This is a genomic window from Pseudoxanthomonas composti (assembly GCF_004122095.1).
In the GTDB taxonomy this organism is placed as follows: domain Bacteria; phylum Pseudomonadota; class Gammaproteobacteria; order Xanthomonadales; family Xanthomonadaceae; genus Pseudoxanthomonas_A; species Pseudoxanthomonas_A composti.
The window spans coordinates 119,288-134,039 of sequence record NZ_SAWZ01000011.1; the positions used below are offsets into that span (position 1 = coordinate 119,288).

Sequence of the window (14,752 nt, forward strand, 5' to 3'; positions counted from 1 at the left end):
GCGAAAAGCCGACTCCGCCAACCCGCCCGGCGCCAAGCCGGGCATGGCTGCTCGGCTCGGTCAGCCCTGCGTGGCCGACTCGCCGCCGCGGGCCGTCCTGGCCCGCTGTCCGCCACACCCGACTCGGGGCCAGGCTCGCCAACTGATGGTCTCGGACTTCCTCGCCGCTGTTCTCATTGAGAGAAGACCCACTTTCATCAAGGTCCAAGGGAGTGAACATGCAACGGACGCCCCTGCACGTGGCCATCGTCGGCTACGGCACGGCCGGGCAGGCCGCCGCCGCGCTGCTGGCGAGCGATGGCCACCGGGTCGAGGTGTTCGAGCGCGCACCGGAACTGGGGCCGGTCGGGGCCGGCTTCCTGCTGCAGCCCACCGGATTGCAGGTGCTGTGGGAGATGGGCCTGCTGCCGCAGGCCTTGGCCCACGGGCGACGCATCCACCGGCTGTTCGGCCAGACGCCGTGCGGTCGCACCGTCATGGACATGCGCTACGCGCCGCTGGACCGGCGGCTGTTCGGGCTGGGCATGCAGCGTGGCGCGCTGTTCTCGCTGCTGGCCCATGCCTGGGAAGGGTTCGGCGGCGTGCACTGCGGCACGCGGATCGTGCAGATCGGCCAGGACACGCGGAAAGTCCGGGATGACACGGGGCGCTGGCATGGCCCCTTCGATCTGGTGATCGCCGCGGATGGCTCGGCTTCGGCGCTGCGCGCGGCCACCGGCGGGGTGCGGATCGACACGCCATACCCATGGGGCGCGCTGTGGTGCCTGTTGCCGCAGGGCGACTGGGCCTGGCCAGACGAGCTGCGCCAACGCTACGTGGCCGCGCGCAAGATGATCGGCATGCTGCCGGTGGGCACGCGCCCGGGCGAGGACACGCCGCGGGTGAGCTTCTTTTGGAGCCTGCCGGCCGAAGGCTTTGCCCGATGGGAATACGCCGGCCTGCAGGCTTGGCGGGAGGAGGTCATCGCGCTGTGGCCGGCCCTGGAGGCGCCTCTGCAGCAGGTGCAGGCGAGCACGCAGCTGGCACGCGCTGGCTATCGCGATGCGGTCATGCGCCACTGGCACCGCGACCGTCTGGTCCTGCTGGGCGACGCCGCCCACGCGATGAGCCCGCAGCTGGGGCAGGGTGTGAACATGGCGCTGCTGGATGCGATGGCCCTGCGCGATGCGTTGCGCGCCGAACGCGAGGTGCCCACTGCGCTGGCGCGCTACCAGCGCGAGCGCAGCGCGCATGTGGCGATCTACCACTTCTGGAGCCGCTGGCTGACGCCCTTGTTCCAGTCCGAGCGCGACACGGCCGCGCGCCTGCGCGACGTGGCGTTCCTGCCGATGGGGCGCCTGCCGGGCGGCCGCGGCCATATGTTGCGCGTGTTGAGCGGCACCCAGCGCGGCTACTTCGGGCGTTGGCCGCTGGCGCCCGCGTTCCTGGAGGCCATCGACAGCGCGCGCATCACCGGCCCCGATTCGCCGACGTCCTGACTCCGGGCATCATCACCGGCAGGGCGATGGCCTCTCCCTCCACGCAGGCGATCAGCTGCTCGCCGCGTTGCAGTTCGGGCGTGACCCCGGCGGTGAACTGCGAGAACGCCGGCAGCACCGTGACGCCGGGGCGCAGCCAGAACGCCGGCCAGCGACGCGTGGTGCCGGGCTGCTTGAACTGCGGGTGCACGTGACCGCACAGGACGTGCAGGCTGGCGTGGGTGGCCGGCGCATGGCGCAGCAGGAAGGGGCCGTCGGCGAGCTCGTCTGGCAACAGCTTCAAGCCCAGGTCGGCACCGACCAGAGCGCGGTCGTGGTTGCCGGCCAGCGCGGCGATCTCCAGCGCGCCTTGCCGCTGCCGCCATTGCTGCAGCTGGCCACGCCAGGCCGCATCCGGCGCCGGGCCATGCAGCACATCGCCCAGGATCCACAGCGACTGCGCCTGGGTATGTTCGATGAGCGCGCTCAGCCGCTGCAGGTCGTGCAGGGTGCCGCCGCTGGGCAGGGCGATGCCGGCGCGGCGGAACACATCGCCCTTGCCCAGGTGCAGGTCGGCGATCAGCAGCCGCCGCCGCGCCGGCCAGTACAGGGCGCGATCGCCCAGGGCGCGCATCGGTTCGCCGGCGATGACCAGGTCCAGCTCAACGCCCATGTTTCTTTTCCAGCTGCTGCGCCGCGCGCTGCACGCGGGTCTTCCAGTCCTCGGTGCTGAGCTGCCCGCGCAGGCTCTCGGCCCATAGCGGGAAGGACAGCGGGGTCAGGCTGCGGGGCCGGTGCATGGCCAGCGACCGCTGCGCGCAATCGCGCAGGGTGGCGGCCAGCCGGTCCAGTTCGAGGGCGCCGGTGAAAACCTCGCGCTGGGCCTGGTGCAGCAGCAGGTGGTCCGGATCGTGCCGGCTCAGCACATCGAACAGCAGCCCGCTGGAGGCCTGCAGCTGGCGCATGCTGCGCGGGGTCTTGCCCGGCAGCGAGGGCGGCAACAGGCCGGATACGCGCGCGATCTCGCGAAACTGGCGCCGCGCCAGCTCGCCCAGGTTGAGGCTGGCGGTCAGGTCCTCGACCAGCTGCGCGGGCGAGAGCAGGGCGTGCAGGCCGGCCTGGTCCAGCTCGGCCTGGTTGGCCGGCGAGAGCACCAGGCCATAGTCGTTGGCGGCGAAGGCGAAGGTGTTTGCGCGCAGCCGGCCCCAGCGCAGCGCCAGCAGCGCGGCCAGGCCTTCGTGCACCTGGCGGCCGGCGAAGGGATACAGGAACAGATGCTGGCCATCGCGCGCCTTGACCTGTTCGCACAGCAGCGTGCCCGGTGCGGGCAAGGCGGACAGGCGCTCCTGCAGCGCAAGCAAAGGGGCGATGGCGCGCAGCTCCGGGTCCTGGTGGTCGCCGCCGAAGGTGGCCTCGACCTCGCGCCCCAGCTCCGAGGACAGGGGCATGCGCCCGCCCATCCACTTCGGGACCGTGCCGTCGCCGCCCTTGGCCACGCGCACATAGGCGGTCATGTCTTCCAGGCGGACCAGTTCCAGCAGGCGCCCGGCGAACTGGAAGCGGTCGCCGCGGCGCAGGCGGCCCACGAACAGTTCCTCGATCGAGCCCAGCCCGCCACCGCGCAGAAACTTGACCTGCACGCTGCCATCGCTGGTGATGGTGCCGATGGACAGCCGGTGGCGCAGGGCCACCCGACGCTCGTGCACGCGATAGACGCCATCGGCGTCGCGCACCACCTTGTGGAAATCCGGATAGCGCTCCAGCGCGCTGCCGCCGTGCTCGATGAAGTCCAGCACCGCGCGCCAGGTGGCGTCATCCAGCGCGGCGAAGGCCTGGGTGCCGCGCACTTCCGCCAGCAACGCCTCGGGCGCGAAGCCGCCGCCCAGGGCCAGGGTGACGCAGTGCTGGGCCAGCACGTCCAGCGACAGGCGCGGGGCGTGGCGCGGTTCGATCTCGGCCCGGGCGATGGCGCGGCGCGCGGCGGCGTATTCGACCAGTTCCAGCGCGTGGGTGGGCACGCAGACCACGTGTCCGGCCTCGCCGGGCCGATGGCGCGCGCGGCCGGCGCGCTGCAGCAGCCGGGCGATGCCCTTGGGGCTGCCGATCTGCAGCACCTGGTCCACCGCGGGAAAGTCCACGCCCAGGTCCAGGCTGGAGGTGGCCACCACGCAGCGCAGCGTGCCCTCGCGCAGGCCTTGCTCGGCCTCGTTGCGCAGCCGCGGACTCAGCGAGCCGTGGTGCAGGGCCAGCGTGGCCGGGTCCTCGGGCCACACCGCGGCCAGCGCCTGATGCCACAGCTCGGCCTGCGCGCGCGTGTTGGTGAACACCAGGCTGGTCTTGACCGCCAGCAGCTTGTCCAGCACCCGCGAAAGCTGGGCCAGGCCCAGGTGGCCGGACCAGGGGAAGCGCTCGCCGGCCTTGGGCCGCAGCGTCTCCAGGGTGAGCGTGCGCGGCCGCACGCCGGAAACCAGGGCGAAGCCGGGACCGGGGACTGGAGTGCCGGGACTGGGGACCGGGGACCGGGGACCCGGGAAGGCGGTTGCTGCGCCCGTAGACGCCATGGAGCCAGCTGTTGCTTCTGCTTCACCGCCGGGTCCCCGGTCCCCGGTCCCCGGTCCCGGCATCACCACCAGCATCAACGCGCCCGCCGCCTCATCCAGATTGCCCAGCGTGGCCGACAGGCCCCAGGTGCGCAGGCCGGGGGTGAGCTTGCGCAGGCGCGCCAGGCACAGCTGCAGCAGCACGCCACGCTTGTTGGCCAGCAGCTCGTGCCACTCATCGACGATGACCGCACGGATGTCGCGGAGCTGCGGCGCGGTGTCTGGGTAGGACAGCAGCAGCGCCAGCGACTCGGGGGTGGTCACCAGCACGTCCAGCTTGCCCGCGCGCGCCAGCCGCTTGTCGCGCGAGCTGGCATCGCCGGTGCGCTGTCCGACCTGCCAGTCCAGGCCGACGCCGGCGATGGCTTCGCTCAAGGCGCGGGTGGTATCGGCAGCCAGCGCCTTGAGCGGGGTGATCCACAGCACCTGCAGCGGGCGCACGCGGTTCTTCTTCAGCGGCGTGGCCGATGCCCTGCGCGCGCGCACCGCTTCCAGCAGCGGGCCACCGAAGGCCGCCAGCGTCTTGCCGCTTCCGGTAGGCGTGTGCAGCAGGCCGGAGCGGCCTTCCAGATAATGCGTCCACACCTCGCGCTGGAACGGCAGGGCCTTCCAGCCGCGTGCCTTGAACCAGTCCAGCAAGGGCGCTTCGATCGCCCGGCGGGTCCGCGTGCCGGCGCGAGCCTCGGTGGCGGCGATCACCGCCGGGGTGTCTTTCGATCGCGCGCGTCTGCGGGACGGGGCTTGCGGCAGCGGCTGGCTCACCGCGCCAGCGCCTTCAGGTCTTCCAGCCGGTCGGCCTCGGCCATCGGCTTGTCGTGGCGCCAGCGCAGGATGCGCGGGAAACGCGTGGCCACCCCCGACTTGTGCCGCTTGCTCAGGTTGACCGCTTCGAAGCCGAGCTCGAACACGTGGTGCGGCGTCACCGCGCGCACCGGACCGAAGCGCTCGGTGGTATGCGCGCGGATCCAGCTGTCCAGCTTCATGATCTCCTTGTCGTCCAGGCCCGAGTACGCCTTGGCCACCGGCACCAGCGTCTGTCCATCCCACAGGCCGAAGGTGTAGTCGGTGAACAGCGTGCTGCGGCGGCCGTGTCCGGCCTGGGCATAAATCAGCACCGCATCGATGGTCAACGGGTCGATCTTCCACTTCCACCAGTCGCCGCGCTTGCGCCCGCCCTGGTAGATCGAATCGGCGCGCTTGAGCATCAGGCCTTCCACGCCGCGCATGCGCGAGTCTTCGCGCAGCTGCGCGGCCGCCTCCCAGTCCGCTGCCTGGACCTGTGCGGAGGTCGTGATGCGTGGATCGCCATGCGCTGCCAGCAGTTGCTCGAGCAGGGCACGACGCTCGTCCAGCGCACGCTCGCGCAGGTCTTCGCCATCCAATTCCAGCAGATCGTAGGCCTGCACGCGCGCAGGCGTATCGGCCAGCGTCTTCGCACCCGGCTTGCGGCGCTGGATGCGCGTCTGCAGCGCGGTGAAGGGCATCGGCGCGTCCTGGCCCTGGCCCCAGGCCAGCAGTTCGCCATCGATCACGCAATCGCGTGGCAGCGTGGCGGCCGCCTCCTCGATTTCGGGGAAGCGGCCGTCCAGGCGTTCCTCACCGCGCGACCACAGCGCGACCTCGCCATGGCGCCGGATCAGCTGCAAGCGGATGCCGTCCCACTTCCACTCCAGGCGCCAGTCGGCGATGTCGCCCAACGACTGCACCGGCGCTTCCAGCGGCGAGGCCAGGAAGAACGGATACGGCTGTTGGCGGTCGCTGGGCAGGTCTTCGGCCGACAGCAGGTCCTGCAGGAACTGCGGAGTCGGCGCCCACGTGCCCAGCATGCGTTGGGCGATGCGCGCGATATCGATGCCGCTCATTTCCGCCAGCGCCTGTTGCACCAGCCGCTGCGATACCCCGACCCGCAGGGCGCCGGTCAGCAGCTTGTTGAAGACCAGCCGCTGCGCATAGGGCAGGGCGTGCCAGGCCGAGACGATCACCTCGCGGCGCACGGCCTCGGCCTGGTTGGCCACCGGCAGCAGCCGCTCCTCGATCCATTCGGCCAGGCCCAGCTCCGGCGGCGGATCGGCCGGATCGTCCAGCAGCAGGGCCAGGGTCTCGGCCAGGTCGCCAACGTGGTCGTAGCTGTCTTCCACCAGCCAGTCGGGCGTGGCCGACTCCTGCGCGATCCAGGCGCGCAGTTCGCCCGTGCCTGCGATCTTCTGCCGCGCGCCGGTGAGCTTGCCGCCGGAGAGCAGGTACAGCGCCCACACCGCATCGCGCGGCGGCGCGTCGCGGAAATACGCGATCAGCGCGGCGCGCTTGTCCAGGGTGGCGGTGCTTTCGTCCAGCGCCTGGTAGAGATCGGCGAAGCGCTTCATCGCCATGCCTCGTGGGGCGTGTAGACCAAGCACAGGCGCGTGCGACTTGCGTTCCAGTCGAGCCGCTGACGCTCGGGATCGCGGATGCCATACATGGCCAGGGGGTGTCGCGCGCAGCGGCTGCGGGCAAGCACAGGAGCGCTGCGAACGCGACGAGGGTGAGCATGCGCACAGGGGAACGGCGGGCTCATTCCTCGTTCCCGTAATCGGTGCGGAAGGCCTCGGCGGCGATGCCGGCCTCGTTCATGGCGCGGATGATGGCGTCGGTGTTGCCATGGGTGGCGATGACGCGGCTGGCGCCGGTCTCGCGCACGGTGCGCAGCAGGTCGGGCCAGTCGGCATGGTCGGAGACCACGAAGCCGCGGTCGTAGTTGCGCCGGCGCCGATTGCCGCGCACCCGCATCCAGCCGGAGGCGAAGCCCTGCTGCGCCTTGCGGAAGCGGCGGATCCACGGGCTGCCGGCCGCGGAAGGCGGCGCCAGGATCAGCTGGCCGGCGTAGTCGCTGCCGCGTGCGGTCTCGGAGACGGGCAAGGTGTCGAGCATGGCGATGCCGGCGCTGCGGTAGACCTCCACGCCGGCCTGGATCGCCCCGTGCAGCAGCGCCGGCTGGTCGTCGAAGGCGCGCAGCTCGGCCAGCACGCGCTGCGCCTTGCCCAGCGCGTAGCAATAGAGAATCGCCGCTTCGCCGCGTTCGGCGCAGTGCCGGCGCCAGGCCACGATGTCGCGCGCCACCTCGCGCGTGTCCGGCCAGCGATAGATCGGCAGGCCGAAGGTCGCCTCAGTGATGAAAGTGTCGCAAGGCACCACTTCGAAGGGCGCGCACGTCGGGTCGGGCTGGCGCTTGTAGTCGCCAGAGGCCACCCAGACCTGATCACCGACCTCGATCCGCACCTGCGCAGAGCCCAGCACGTGCCCGGCCGAGTGCAGCGACAGGCGCGCGTCCCCGATCTGGAAGGCCTCGCCGTATTCGCGGATGTCGTAATCCTGCTCGCCCAGCCGCCAGCGCAGGATCGGCAGGCTCTCGCGGGTGGCCCAGTAGCGGCCCATCCCGGTGCGCGCGTGGTCGCCGTGACCATGGGTGATGACCGCGCGTGGCACCGGCTTCCACGGATCGATATGGAAGTCGCCCGCCGGGCAGTACAGCCCCTCCGGGCGCAGGACGATCAGGTCGTTGGAGACGGCAGCCATGTGGGGCAGGGTGCGTGAACCGGTGTGCAGGTGCCGGCAACGTGCGGGCGCAAGGTCTCAGAAGCTGAGACACCGCCCAATACCGACTGAAGGCCAGGGCGGCCCGGCTCGTACGCCGCGCCTGGCCTCAGGGCAGCGTTCGTGCGAGCAGAGACAAAACCGGCCGGCTCAATCGAGCAGGGACACCGCTGCGGTCGCCAGGATCATGGTGAGCAGGACCGCCGACAGGTTGAGCCCGGCCACGGGCAGGCGACGTCCCTGGGTCCAGCCGATGGCACGCCCCTCGGCGCGCAGTTCACGCAGATTGCCGCCCACGGCCAGCGCGCACAGGGCCACCGCTGCGAAGAACAGCAACCGCTGCGTGTCCTCGGTCCTGGATAGGAGCGCACCCACGCCCAGACAAGCCGAGAAGAAAAAGGCGATGCCGGTCCGGGTCACGGGGTCCATGTGCTTCCAGCTCCTTTGAATCGCGCGCTCAGACGCCGGGGTGGCGCGCCAGCACCCGCGAGCCGGTGATGATCATGCGCAGCATCTGCGAGATCTGCTCGATCAGTTGCGGGTCCTTTTCCGGTGGCAGGTCCATGGCGGCCGCGCCCATGGTGAACACCAGGCGGGTGATGGCCTTGGATACCAGCGCCGGCTCGTGCAGGGGCGCGCGGGAGGCGGCCGCCAGGCGGATCAGGTCCACCTTCAGCTCTTCCTCAAAGTAGTTCAGCTCGCGCTCCACCGCCTGTTTGAACGCGTCCGAGCCCACCGCGCCCTCGCGCAGCAGCACGTGCAGCATCTTGTCATCGGCCCGCAGCTGTTCCATGAAAGTCTCCACGGACAGGCGGATCACGCTGCGGTCGCTGCTGGCCGCGCGCTGGCGCGCATGGCCGATGATCTGGCGCAGCGAGCGGCCGGCCAGGTCGATCAGCGCGATGGCCAATTCGTCCATGTCGCGGAACTGGCGGTAGAAGCTGTTGGGGGCGATGCCGGCCTCGCGCGCCACCTCGCGCAGGCTCAGCGAGGACACGCTGCGGTGCGGGCCGACCAGCTTGAGCGCGGCCGCCAGCAGGTCCTCGCGCGAGATCGAGGCCTTGCGGACTGGGGTGTCCGTCGCAGCTGCGTTGGGATGGAGTTCGGCGGCAGGATTCAAAGGTGGCTTCACATCGGACGACCCGGGGTGAATCATAGCCCTGAACTGAATATACAGTTGTATACACAGCTGTTTCTGCATGTGTATAGTGTCTTCCCATGAGCGCCATCCCCGTCCTGCCTGTCCCCCCCGCCACCCGCCGTCCCAGTGCGCTGCGTCGCCTGGTGCAGCCCCTGGTGACGCCGGTGGTCTTCGACTACTGGGCCTCGCGGATCCATCCGCTGTGGCGCTGGGAGCGTCCGCTGGCGCGCGTGCTGGAAAAGCGCGCCGAATCGGCCGACGCGGTGACCCTGGTGCTGCAAGCCAATGGCCACTGGCAAGGATTCCAGCCGGGCCAGCACGTCAATATCGGTGTGGAGATCGAGGGCGCACGGGTCTGGCGCAGCTACAGCCTGACCAACGCCATTGGCAGTGAGCGCCTGTCGATCACGGTCAAGCGCATCGCCGGCGGCAAGGTGAGCCAGCATCTGGCCGAGCGCGTGCAGGTCGGCGACCTGCTGGATATCGGCCCGGCCTTCGGCGAGATGGTGCTGCCGCCCACCGCCATGCCCAGCCTGTTCCTGGCCGCCGGCAGCGGCATCACCCCGCTGATGTCGCTGGTGCGCGCGCTGGATGCGCAGGGCATGCCGGCGCCGGTGACGCTGATGTACTGGGCGCGCACGCGCGAGGATCTGTGTTTCGTCGCCGAGCTGCGGGCCCTGGCCGCGCGCCATGCCAATTTCCAGGTGCGCTTCGTGCTGACGCGCCAGGCTGCCGAGGCGGCCGATGAAGCATCCGGCCGCATCGAGGCTGCGCATTTGGCCGCGCATGAAGATCTTGCCGCGCACTGCGTCTACGCCTGCGGTCCGTCGGGCTTCACCGCCGCCGCGGCAGCGCTGGTGCAGGACAGGGCCGCACGCTTCCTGTGCGAGGCCTTCACCCCGCCGCCGCGACAGGACAGCGACACCGGCACGGTGCAGGTCGAGCTGGCCGCCAGCGGCCGCAGCCTGACGCTGCGGCGCGGCATGAGCCTGCTGGAAGCGCTGGAGGCCGAGGGCCTCAAGCCAACCCACGGCTGCCGCATGGGCCTGTGCAATACCTGCGTCTGCGGCAAGTCCGCCGGCACCACCCGCGACCTGACCACCGGCACGCTGCATGGCGAGCCGACCGCCGCGCTCAAGCTCTGCGTGAGCAGCGCCACCTCCGATCTGGTTCTGGACCTGTAGACATGAAGACCCGCAGCCGCGCCCTCAATCCGGAAGAACTGCAGCGCTTCGGCGAGGAGCTCGACGCCCTGCGCAAGCGCACCGTCGCCACGCTGGGCGAGCGCGATGCCCGCTACATCCGCCGGTCGATCTCGGCCGTGCGCTGGTTGGAAGTGGCCGGGCGCGCGGCGCTGTTCGCCGGTGCCTTCATCCACACCATCCTGATCCCCGCATGGATCCTCGGCGTGCTGATGCTGGGCCTGGCCAAGATCCTGGAGAACATGACCGTGGGTCACAACGTGATCCATGGCCAGTACGACTGGATGGGCGACCCGCAGCTGCAGGGCAAGACCTACGAGTGGGACATCGTGGCCACCAGCGAGTACTGGCGCAAGACCCACAACTTCCGCCACCACACCTACACCAACGTGCGCGGGATGGACGATGACATCGGCTACGGCCTGTTGCGCATCTTCCCAGAGCAGAAGTGGAAGCCCTTCTACCTGCTGCAGCCGCCGATCGCGGTGATCTTCTGCCTGCTGTTCGAATGGGGCGTGGCGATCCAGGACCTGCGCCTGGGCCGTTTCCTGAGCGGCAAGATGAGCTTTGGCAAGCTGTGGGCGCAGACCCGTCCGGTGGCCAAGAAGGCCGGGCGCCAGGTCCTGAAGGACTATGTGATCTTCCCGCTGCTGGCCGGCCCGTTCTTCCTGCCGGTGCTGCTGGGCAACCTGGCGGCGAACGTGATGCGCAGCATCTGGACCTACGTGGTGATCTTCTGCGGTCACTTCACCGCCGATGCCGAGACCTTCCCCAAGGAAGTGCTGCGCAACGAGAGCCGTGGGCACTGGTACCTGCGCCAGTTGCGCGGGTCGTCCAACATCAGCGGCGGCCGGGTGATCGACGTGCTGACCGGCGACCTGAGCCACCAGATCGAGCATCATTTCTTCCCGGACGTGCCGGCCAACCGCTACGCCGAGATGGCGGTGGAAGTGCGACAGATCTGCAAGCGCTATGGCCAGCACTACAACACCGGCTCGCTGTTCAAGCAGTTCGGCCAGGTGAGCTGGCGCATCCTGCGGCATTCCTTCCCCAGCAGGCCGCGCCGCAAGACCGCGCTGGTCAAGCTGCCCTCGATGCCGGTGGTGGATGTGACGCCCGAGCCGATGCAGCAGCCGGGCTGATCCAGGCTGCGATAGCGACCCTGTCGGAGAAGCGACATCAGCGGATTGGAGAGGCGACGCAGCGATGCGTCGCCTTTTTTGCTGGCCGGTACTTGGACGCTGTGGGAGCCGATTCATCGGCGAAGGGGCTTTACAGGAAAGGCCCCGGCGTCACCCGATGGCGCCAGGGCCATCGGCGGTACAGCTACTGCGACGCCAGCAGCGCCGCATAGCGCTGCAAGTCCTCATCCGAGAAACAGCAGAACAGCACTTCGCGCAGCGAGGTGCCCTGGGTTGCTTCGCGCACGGTATCCACCGCGACCTGCGCAGCTGCCTGCTTGGGGTAGCCGTAGATGCCGGTGCTGATGGCGGGAAACGCCAGCGTCGCCAGGCCATGGCCGGCCGCCAGCGCGATGCTGCTGCGATAACAGCCGGCCAGCAGCGCCGCTTCGCCGTGAGTGCCGTCCTGCCAGACCGGGCCGACGGTGTGGATCACGTACCGCGCGGGCAGACGATAGCCACGGGTGATCTTGGCCTGGCCGGTCTTGCAGCCTTGCAGCAGGCGGCACTCGGCCACCAGGTCGGGGCCGGCGGCGCGGTGGATCGCACCATCCACACCACCGCCGCCCAGCAGCGAGGAATTGGCGGCGTTGACGATGGCGTCCACGTCCAGCTTGGTGATGTCGGCCCGCACGGCACGCAGATCGGTCATGGCCCGGATGCTGGCGCGCGTTGGCGCAGATGGGCGTGAAGGCAAGGCCTGGCCGCTGCGTGGTGCGCACCTCGCCGCCTGGGTAGCGCGATGGCGCCGCGGCGCTGGAATTGCCGCGGCATCTCTTTGCGCGACTTCGTCGATCAGTCGATGAACTGCAGGCGCGCCAGCTCCGCATACAGGCCGTCCTGCGCGATCAACTCCGCGTGCGTGCCCTGGGCCACGATGCGGCCGCGGTCCATGACCACGATGCGATCGGCCTTGAGCACGGTGGACAGGCGGTGGGCGATGACCAGGGTGGTACGGCCTTCCATCAAGCGTTCCAGCGCCGACTGCACGGCGCGCTCGCTCTGGGCGTCCAGGGCGCTGGTGGCCTCGTCCAGCAGCAGCACCGGCGCGTCCTTCAACACCGCACGGGCGATGGCGATGCGCTGCTGCTGGCCGCCGGACAGGCGCGCGCCGCGCTCGCCGAGCTGGGTGTCGTAGCCGTCGGGCAGTTCGCGGATGAAACCGTCGGCCTCGGCGGCCTGCGCGGCGGCTTGCAGTTCGTTGTCGGTGGCCTCCAGCCGGCCGTAGCGGATGTTGTCCGCCGCGCTGCTGGCGAACAGCGTCGGCTGCTGCGGCACCAACGCGATCTGCTCGCGCAGGGTGCCGATCTCGAGCTGGCGCAGGTCCACAGCGTCAAGCCGCAGCGTGCCGGACTGGGCATCGTAAAAACGCAGCAGGAGCGAGAAGACCGTGCTCTTGCCGGCGCCGGATGGGCCCACCAGCGCCACGGTCTCGCCCGGGCGAACGTGCAGGTCGAAGTCATCCAGCGCAGGCACGTCCGGGCGCGAGGGATAGTGGAACACCACCTGTTCGAAGCGGATCTCGCCGCGCACCGGCGCCGGCAGCGCCTGCGGTGCGGCAGGCGCAAGCACGCGCGGTGCCTCGTCCAGCAGTTCGCCGATGCGGCCCATGCCGCCGGCGGCGCGTTGCAGCTCGTTCCAGACCTCGGCCAGGGCGCCGATCGAGCCGCCGCCGATCAGCGCATACAGCACGAACTGTCCCAGGGTGCCGGCGCTCATGCGACCGGCATTGACGTCGTGCGCGCCGGACCACAGCACCAGGGTGATCGCGCCGAAGATCAGGGTGATGGCGCCGGCGGTGACGAAGGACTGCGAGCGGATGCGTCGCCGCGCGGTGTCCACCGCCAGGGCCAGCGCCGCCTCGAAGCGGCTGCGCTCGTAGGGCTCACGCGCGTGCGCCTGCACCGTGCGCACCGCGCCCAGGGTTTCGCTGGCCAGCGTATTGGCGTCGGCCACCCGGTCCTGGCTGACGCGCGAGGCCTTGGACAGTCGCCGCGCGCCCAGGATGATGGGCAGCACCGCCACCGGGATGCCGATCAGCGCAAAGCCGGCCAGGCGCGGATTGGAGACGAACAGCATCACCATCGAGCCGATCACCGTCACCGTGCTGCGCAGGGCCACGGACATGCTGCTGCCCACCACGCTGCGCAGCAGCTCGCTGTCGGCCGACAGCCGCGAGACCAGCTCGCCACTGCGGGTGCGGTCGTGGAAGTCCGCGTCCAGCGTGATCAGGTGCGCGTACAGGCGGCGGCGCAGGTCGGCGACCACGCGCTCGCCCAGCAGCGAGACGAAGTAGAAGCGCGCCGCGCTGGCCAGGGCCAGGACCACGGCCACCCCGAACAGCAGCAGGAAGGTGCGGTCGATGCTCTCGCCACTGCCGCTGCCGAAGCCCTGGTCGATCATCTGCTTGACCGCCGCGGGAAAGCTCAAGGTCGCCACCGAGGCCACGCCCAGGGACAGCAGCCAGGCCAGGAACAGCCCCTTCTGCCGCATCACGAACGGCCACAGGGCGCGCAGGCTGCCCAACGGCGCCTTGCGTGGTGCGTCGGCGGGCGCAGTGGCGGATGGGCGGGGCGGAACGTCGCTGTCTTGGGAAGGCATGCAAGGGTGCTTGCTGGGGAAGAGGTGACCTTCAGCCCGCGGCAGGCGGGTCGATGAAGCGCACCCGGTCACGGGTGGCGTCGCGCAGCTGGATTTTCAAGGCCGCGCAGCGGTCCGCGGGCAACCGCACGCGCAGCAGCGCACCTTTGGGGTCGAAGCCTTCGTCCAGTTTCTCCGCGCCGTGCTGCGCCAGCGCGGCATGGACCAGGCCCAGGTCGTCGAAGCCGCAATGCAGGCGCAGCGTGGCATGGGCGATCAGCGGCTGGCGCATGGCGGTGCGCAGGCATTCGGCCGCGGTGCCACCGTAGGCGCGCACCAGTCCACCGGCTCCAAGCTTGATGCCGCCATACCAGCGCGTGACCACCACCGCCACGCGGTCGTAGCCCTGGCCGTCGATGGCGGCCAGGATTGGCCGCCCGGCGGTGCCTGCAGGCTCGCCGTCATCGCTGCTGCGGTAGTCCTCGCCGATGCGGTAGGCCCAGCAGTTGTGCGTCGCGGTCGGCTCGCCCACGCGCTGCACGAAGGCCATGGCCTGCGCCGGCGCTTCCACCGCTGCGGCCAGGGCCAGGAAGCGGCTGTGCTTGACGACCCGTTCCAGCTGCGCCGGCTGGGCCAGGGTGTCGCTCATGGACGCAGCAGCGGCTGCAGATCGTCCGGCACCTTGTCATGCGGGTGCATCTGCACGAACAGCTGCAGGCTGCGCCTGGCCGAGAGGACATCGCCCAGGCCGTAGCGGGTGCGGATGCGCTCGATCCAGTCCTCGCGGCTGAGCAGGGAATCGTCGGCCACCGGGACCAGGGTGTCGGTGCGCATGACCCGTTGAGTGCGTGCGCCTTCGGGCCGCGACGGAGCGTGCTCGGCCTCCTTGGCGCGCGGGGCGCGCGCGGCGCGGGGCTTGGCCGGGTCTTGCTGGACGCGTTGCTCGTCCGGAGTCGCGTATTCGTACAAGGCCGCCGGATCAGGCGCCGAGGCCGGGGCGGGTGCGGGTGCGGGTGCGGGT

At 70.3% G+C, this 14,752-nt stretch carries 12 protein-coding genes and 1 pseudogene; 3 read left to right on the plus strand and 10 right to left on the minus strand.

Annotated elements, in window-relative coordinates:
• The first annotated feature begins 218 nt into the window (after positions 1-218).
• A complete protein-coding gene (locus tag EPA99_RS16825; RefSeq protein WP_129472406.1) occupies positions 219-1,478 on the plus strand; it encodes an FAD-dependent oxidoreductase in 1,260 nt (419 codons plus the stop codon).
• On the opposite strand, the gene pdeM is transcribed toward EPA99_RS16825, so the two are convergent.
• From pdeM to fabR, 6 genes are all read right to left on the minus strand, one after another.
• Positions 1,450-2,130: a ligase-associated DNA damage response endonuclease PdeM gene (gene pdeM / locus EPA99_RS16830; RefSeq protein ID WP_129472407.1), complete on the minus strand. Its 681-nt coding sequence runs from the start codon at positions 2,128-2,130 to the stop codon at positions 1,450-1,452. The genes EPA99_RS16825 and pdeM overlap by 29 nt on opposite strands.
• On the minus strand, positions 2,120-4,708 hold the full coding sequence (locus EPA99_RS16835; protein WP_241688437.1) for a DEAD/DEAH box helicase: 2,589 nt from the start codon (positions 4,706-4,708) through the stop codon (positions 2,120-2,122). The genes pdeM and EPA99_RS16835 overlap by 11 nt, the downstream gene beginning before the upstream one ends.
• A 107-nt stretch (positions 4,709-4,815) precedes the next feature.
• Positions 4,816-6,420 carry an ATP-dependent DNA ligase gene (locus tag EPA99_RS16845; RefSeq protein ID WP_129472408.1) on the minus strand — a complete coding sequence of 535 codons (1,605 nt, stop codon included), beginning with the start codon at positions 6,418-6,420 and terminating at the stop codon, positions 4,816-4,818.
• A 187-nt stretch (positions 6,421-6,607) separates the two neighbouring features.
• A complete protein-coding gene (locus tag EPA99_RS16850) occupies positions 6,608-7,609 on the minus strand; it encodes a ligase-associated DNA damage response exonuclease (protein ID WP_129472409.1) in 1,002 nt (333 codons plus the stop codon).
• 168 nt (positions 7,610-7,777) lie between these two features.
• Positions 7,778-8,056 (minus strand): hypothetical protein, encoded by a 279-nt coding sequence (locus EPA99_RS16855; RefSeq protein ID WP_129472410.1) that lies wholly within the window; start codon positions 8,054-8,056, stop codon positions 7,778-7,780.
• Positions 8,057-8,084: 28 nt separating this feature from the next.
• Positions 8,085-8,747 carry an HTH-type transcriptional repressor FabR gene (fabR, locus tag EPA99_RS16860; RefSeq protein WP_241688435.1) on the minus strand — a complete coding sequence of 221 codons (663 nt, stop codon included), beginning with the start codon at positions 8,745-8,747 and terminating at the stop codon, positions 8,085-8,087.
• A gap of 98 nt (positions 8,748-8,845) precedes the next feature.
• Between fabR and EPA99_RS16865 the strand changes: the two genes are divergently transcribed.
• Together EPA99_RS16865 and EPA99_RS16870 are read left to right on the plus strand one after the other, a co-directional pair.
• On the plus strand, positions 8,846-9,952 hold the full coding sequence (locus EPA99_RS16865) for a ferredoxin reductase (RefSeq protein ID WP_129472412.1): 1,107 nt from the start codon (positions 8,846-8,848) through the stop codon (positions 9,950-9,952).
• Between the two features lie 2 nt (positions 9,953-9,954).
• On the plus strand, positions 9,955-11,112 hold the full coding sequence (locus tag EPA99_RS16870) for a fatty acid desaturase family protein (protein ID WP_129472413.1): 1,158 nt from the start codon (positions 9,955-9,957) through the stop codon (positions 11,110-11,112).
• A gap of 184 nt (positions 11,113-11,296) precedes the next feature.
• On the opposite strand, the gene EPA99_RS16875 is transcribed toward EPA99_RS16870, so the two are convergent.
• The 4 genes and pseudogenes from EPA99_RS16875 to EPA99_RS18840 all read right to left on the minus strand — a co-directional run.
• Positions 11,297-11,803, minus strand: coding sequence for an O-acetyl-ADP-ribose deacetylase (locus EPA99_RS16875; RefSeq protein WP_129472414.1), 507 nt, complete (start codon positions 11,801-11,803; stop codon positions 11,297-11,299).
• Between the two features lie 143 nt (positions 11,804-11,946).
• Positions 11,947-13,752, minus strand: a complete 1,806-nt coding sequence (locus EPA99_RS16880; protein ID WP_129472415.1) for an ABC transporter transmembrane domain-containing protein — start codon at positions 13,750-13,752, stop codon at positions 11,947-11,949.
• A gap of 31 nt (positions 13,753-13,783) precedes the next feature.
• Entirely contained in the window at positions 13,784-14,380 is a 597-nt protein-coding gene (locus EPA99_RS16885; RefSeq protein ID WP_129472416.1) for an IMPACT family protein, read from the minus strand.
• Positions 14,377-14,752 (minus strand): annotated as a pseudogene (locus EPA99_RS18840) (hypothetical protein); the annotation flags it as partial. The gene EPA99_RS16885 and the pseudogene EPA99_RS18840, both read right to left, overlap by 4 nt.

Coding starts and splice junctions, on each gene's coding strand:
- EPA99_RS16825 (WP_129472406.1), top strand. CDS start 219: ATGCAACGGACGCCCCTGCACGTGGCCATCGTCGGCTACGGCACGGCC.
- pdeM (WP_129472407.1), bottom strand. CDS start 2,130: ATGGGCGTTGAGCTGGACCTGGTCATCGCCGGCGAACCGATGCGCGCC.
- EPA99_RS16845 (WP_129472408.1), bottom strand. CDS start 6,420: ATGAAGCGCTTCGCCGATCTCTACCAGGCGCTGGACGAAAGCACCGCC.
- EPA99_RS16850 (WP_129472409.1), bottom strand. CDS start 7,609: ATGGCTGCCGTCTCCAACGACCTGATCGTCCTGCGCCCGGAGGGGCTG.
- EPA99_RS16855 (WP_129472410.1), bottom strand. CDS start 8,056: ATGGACCCCGTGACCCGGACCGGCATCGCCTTTTTCTTCTCGGCTTGT.
- EPA99_RS16865 (WP_129472412.1), top strand. CDS start 8,846: ATGAGCGCCATCCCCGTCCTGCCTGTCCCCCCCGCCACCCGCCGTCCC.
- EPA99_RS16870 (WP_129472413.1), top strand. CDS start 9,955: ATGAAGACCCGCAGCCGCGCCCTCAATCCGGAAGAACTGCAGCGCTTC.
- EPA99_RS16875 (WP_129472414.1), bottom strand. CDS start 11,803: ATGACCGATCTGCGTGCCGTGCGGGCCGACATCACCAAGCTGGACGTG.
- EPA99_RS16880 (WP_129472415.1), bottom strand. CDS start 13,752: ATGCCTTCCCAAGACAGCGACGTTCCGCCCCGCCCATCCGCCACTGCG.
- EPA99_RS16885 (WP_129472416.1), bottom strand. CDS start 14,380: ATGAGCGACACCCTGGCCCAGCCGGCGCAGCTGGAACGGGTCGTCAAG.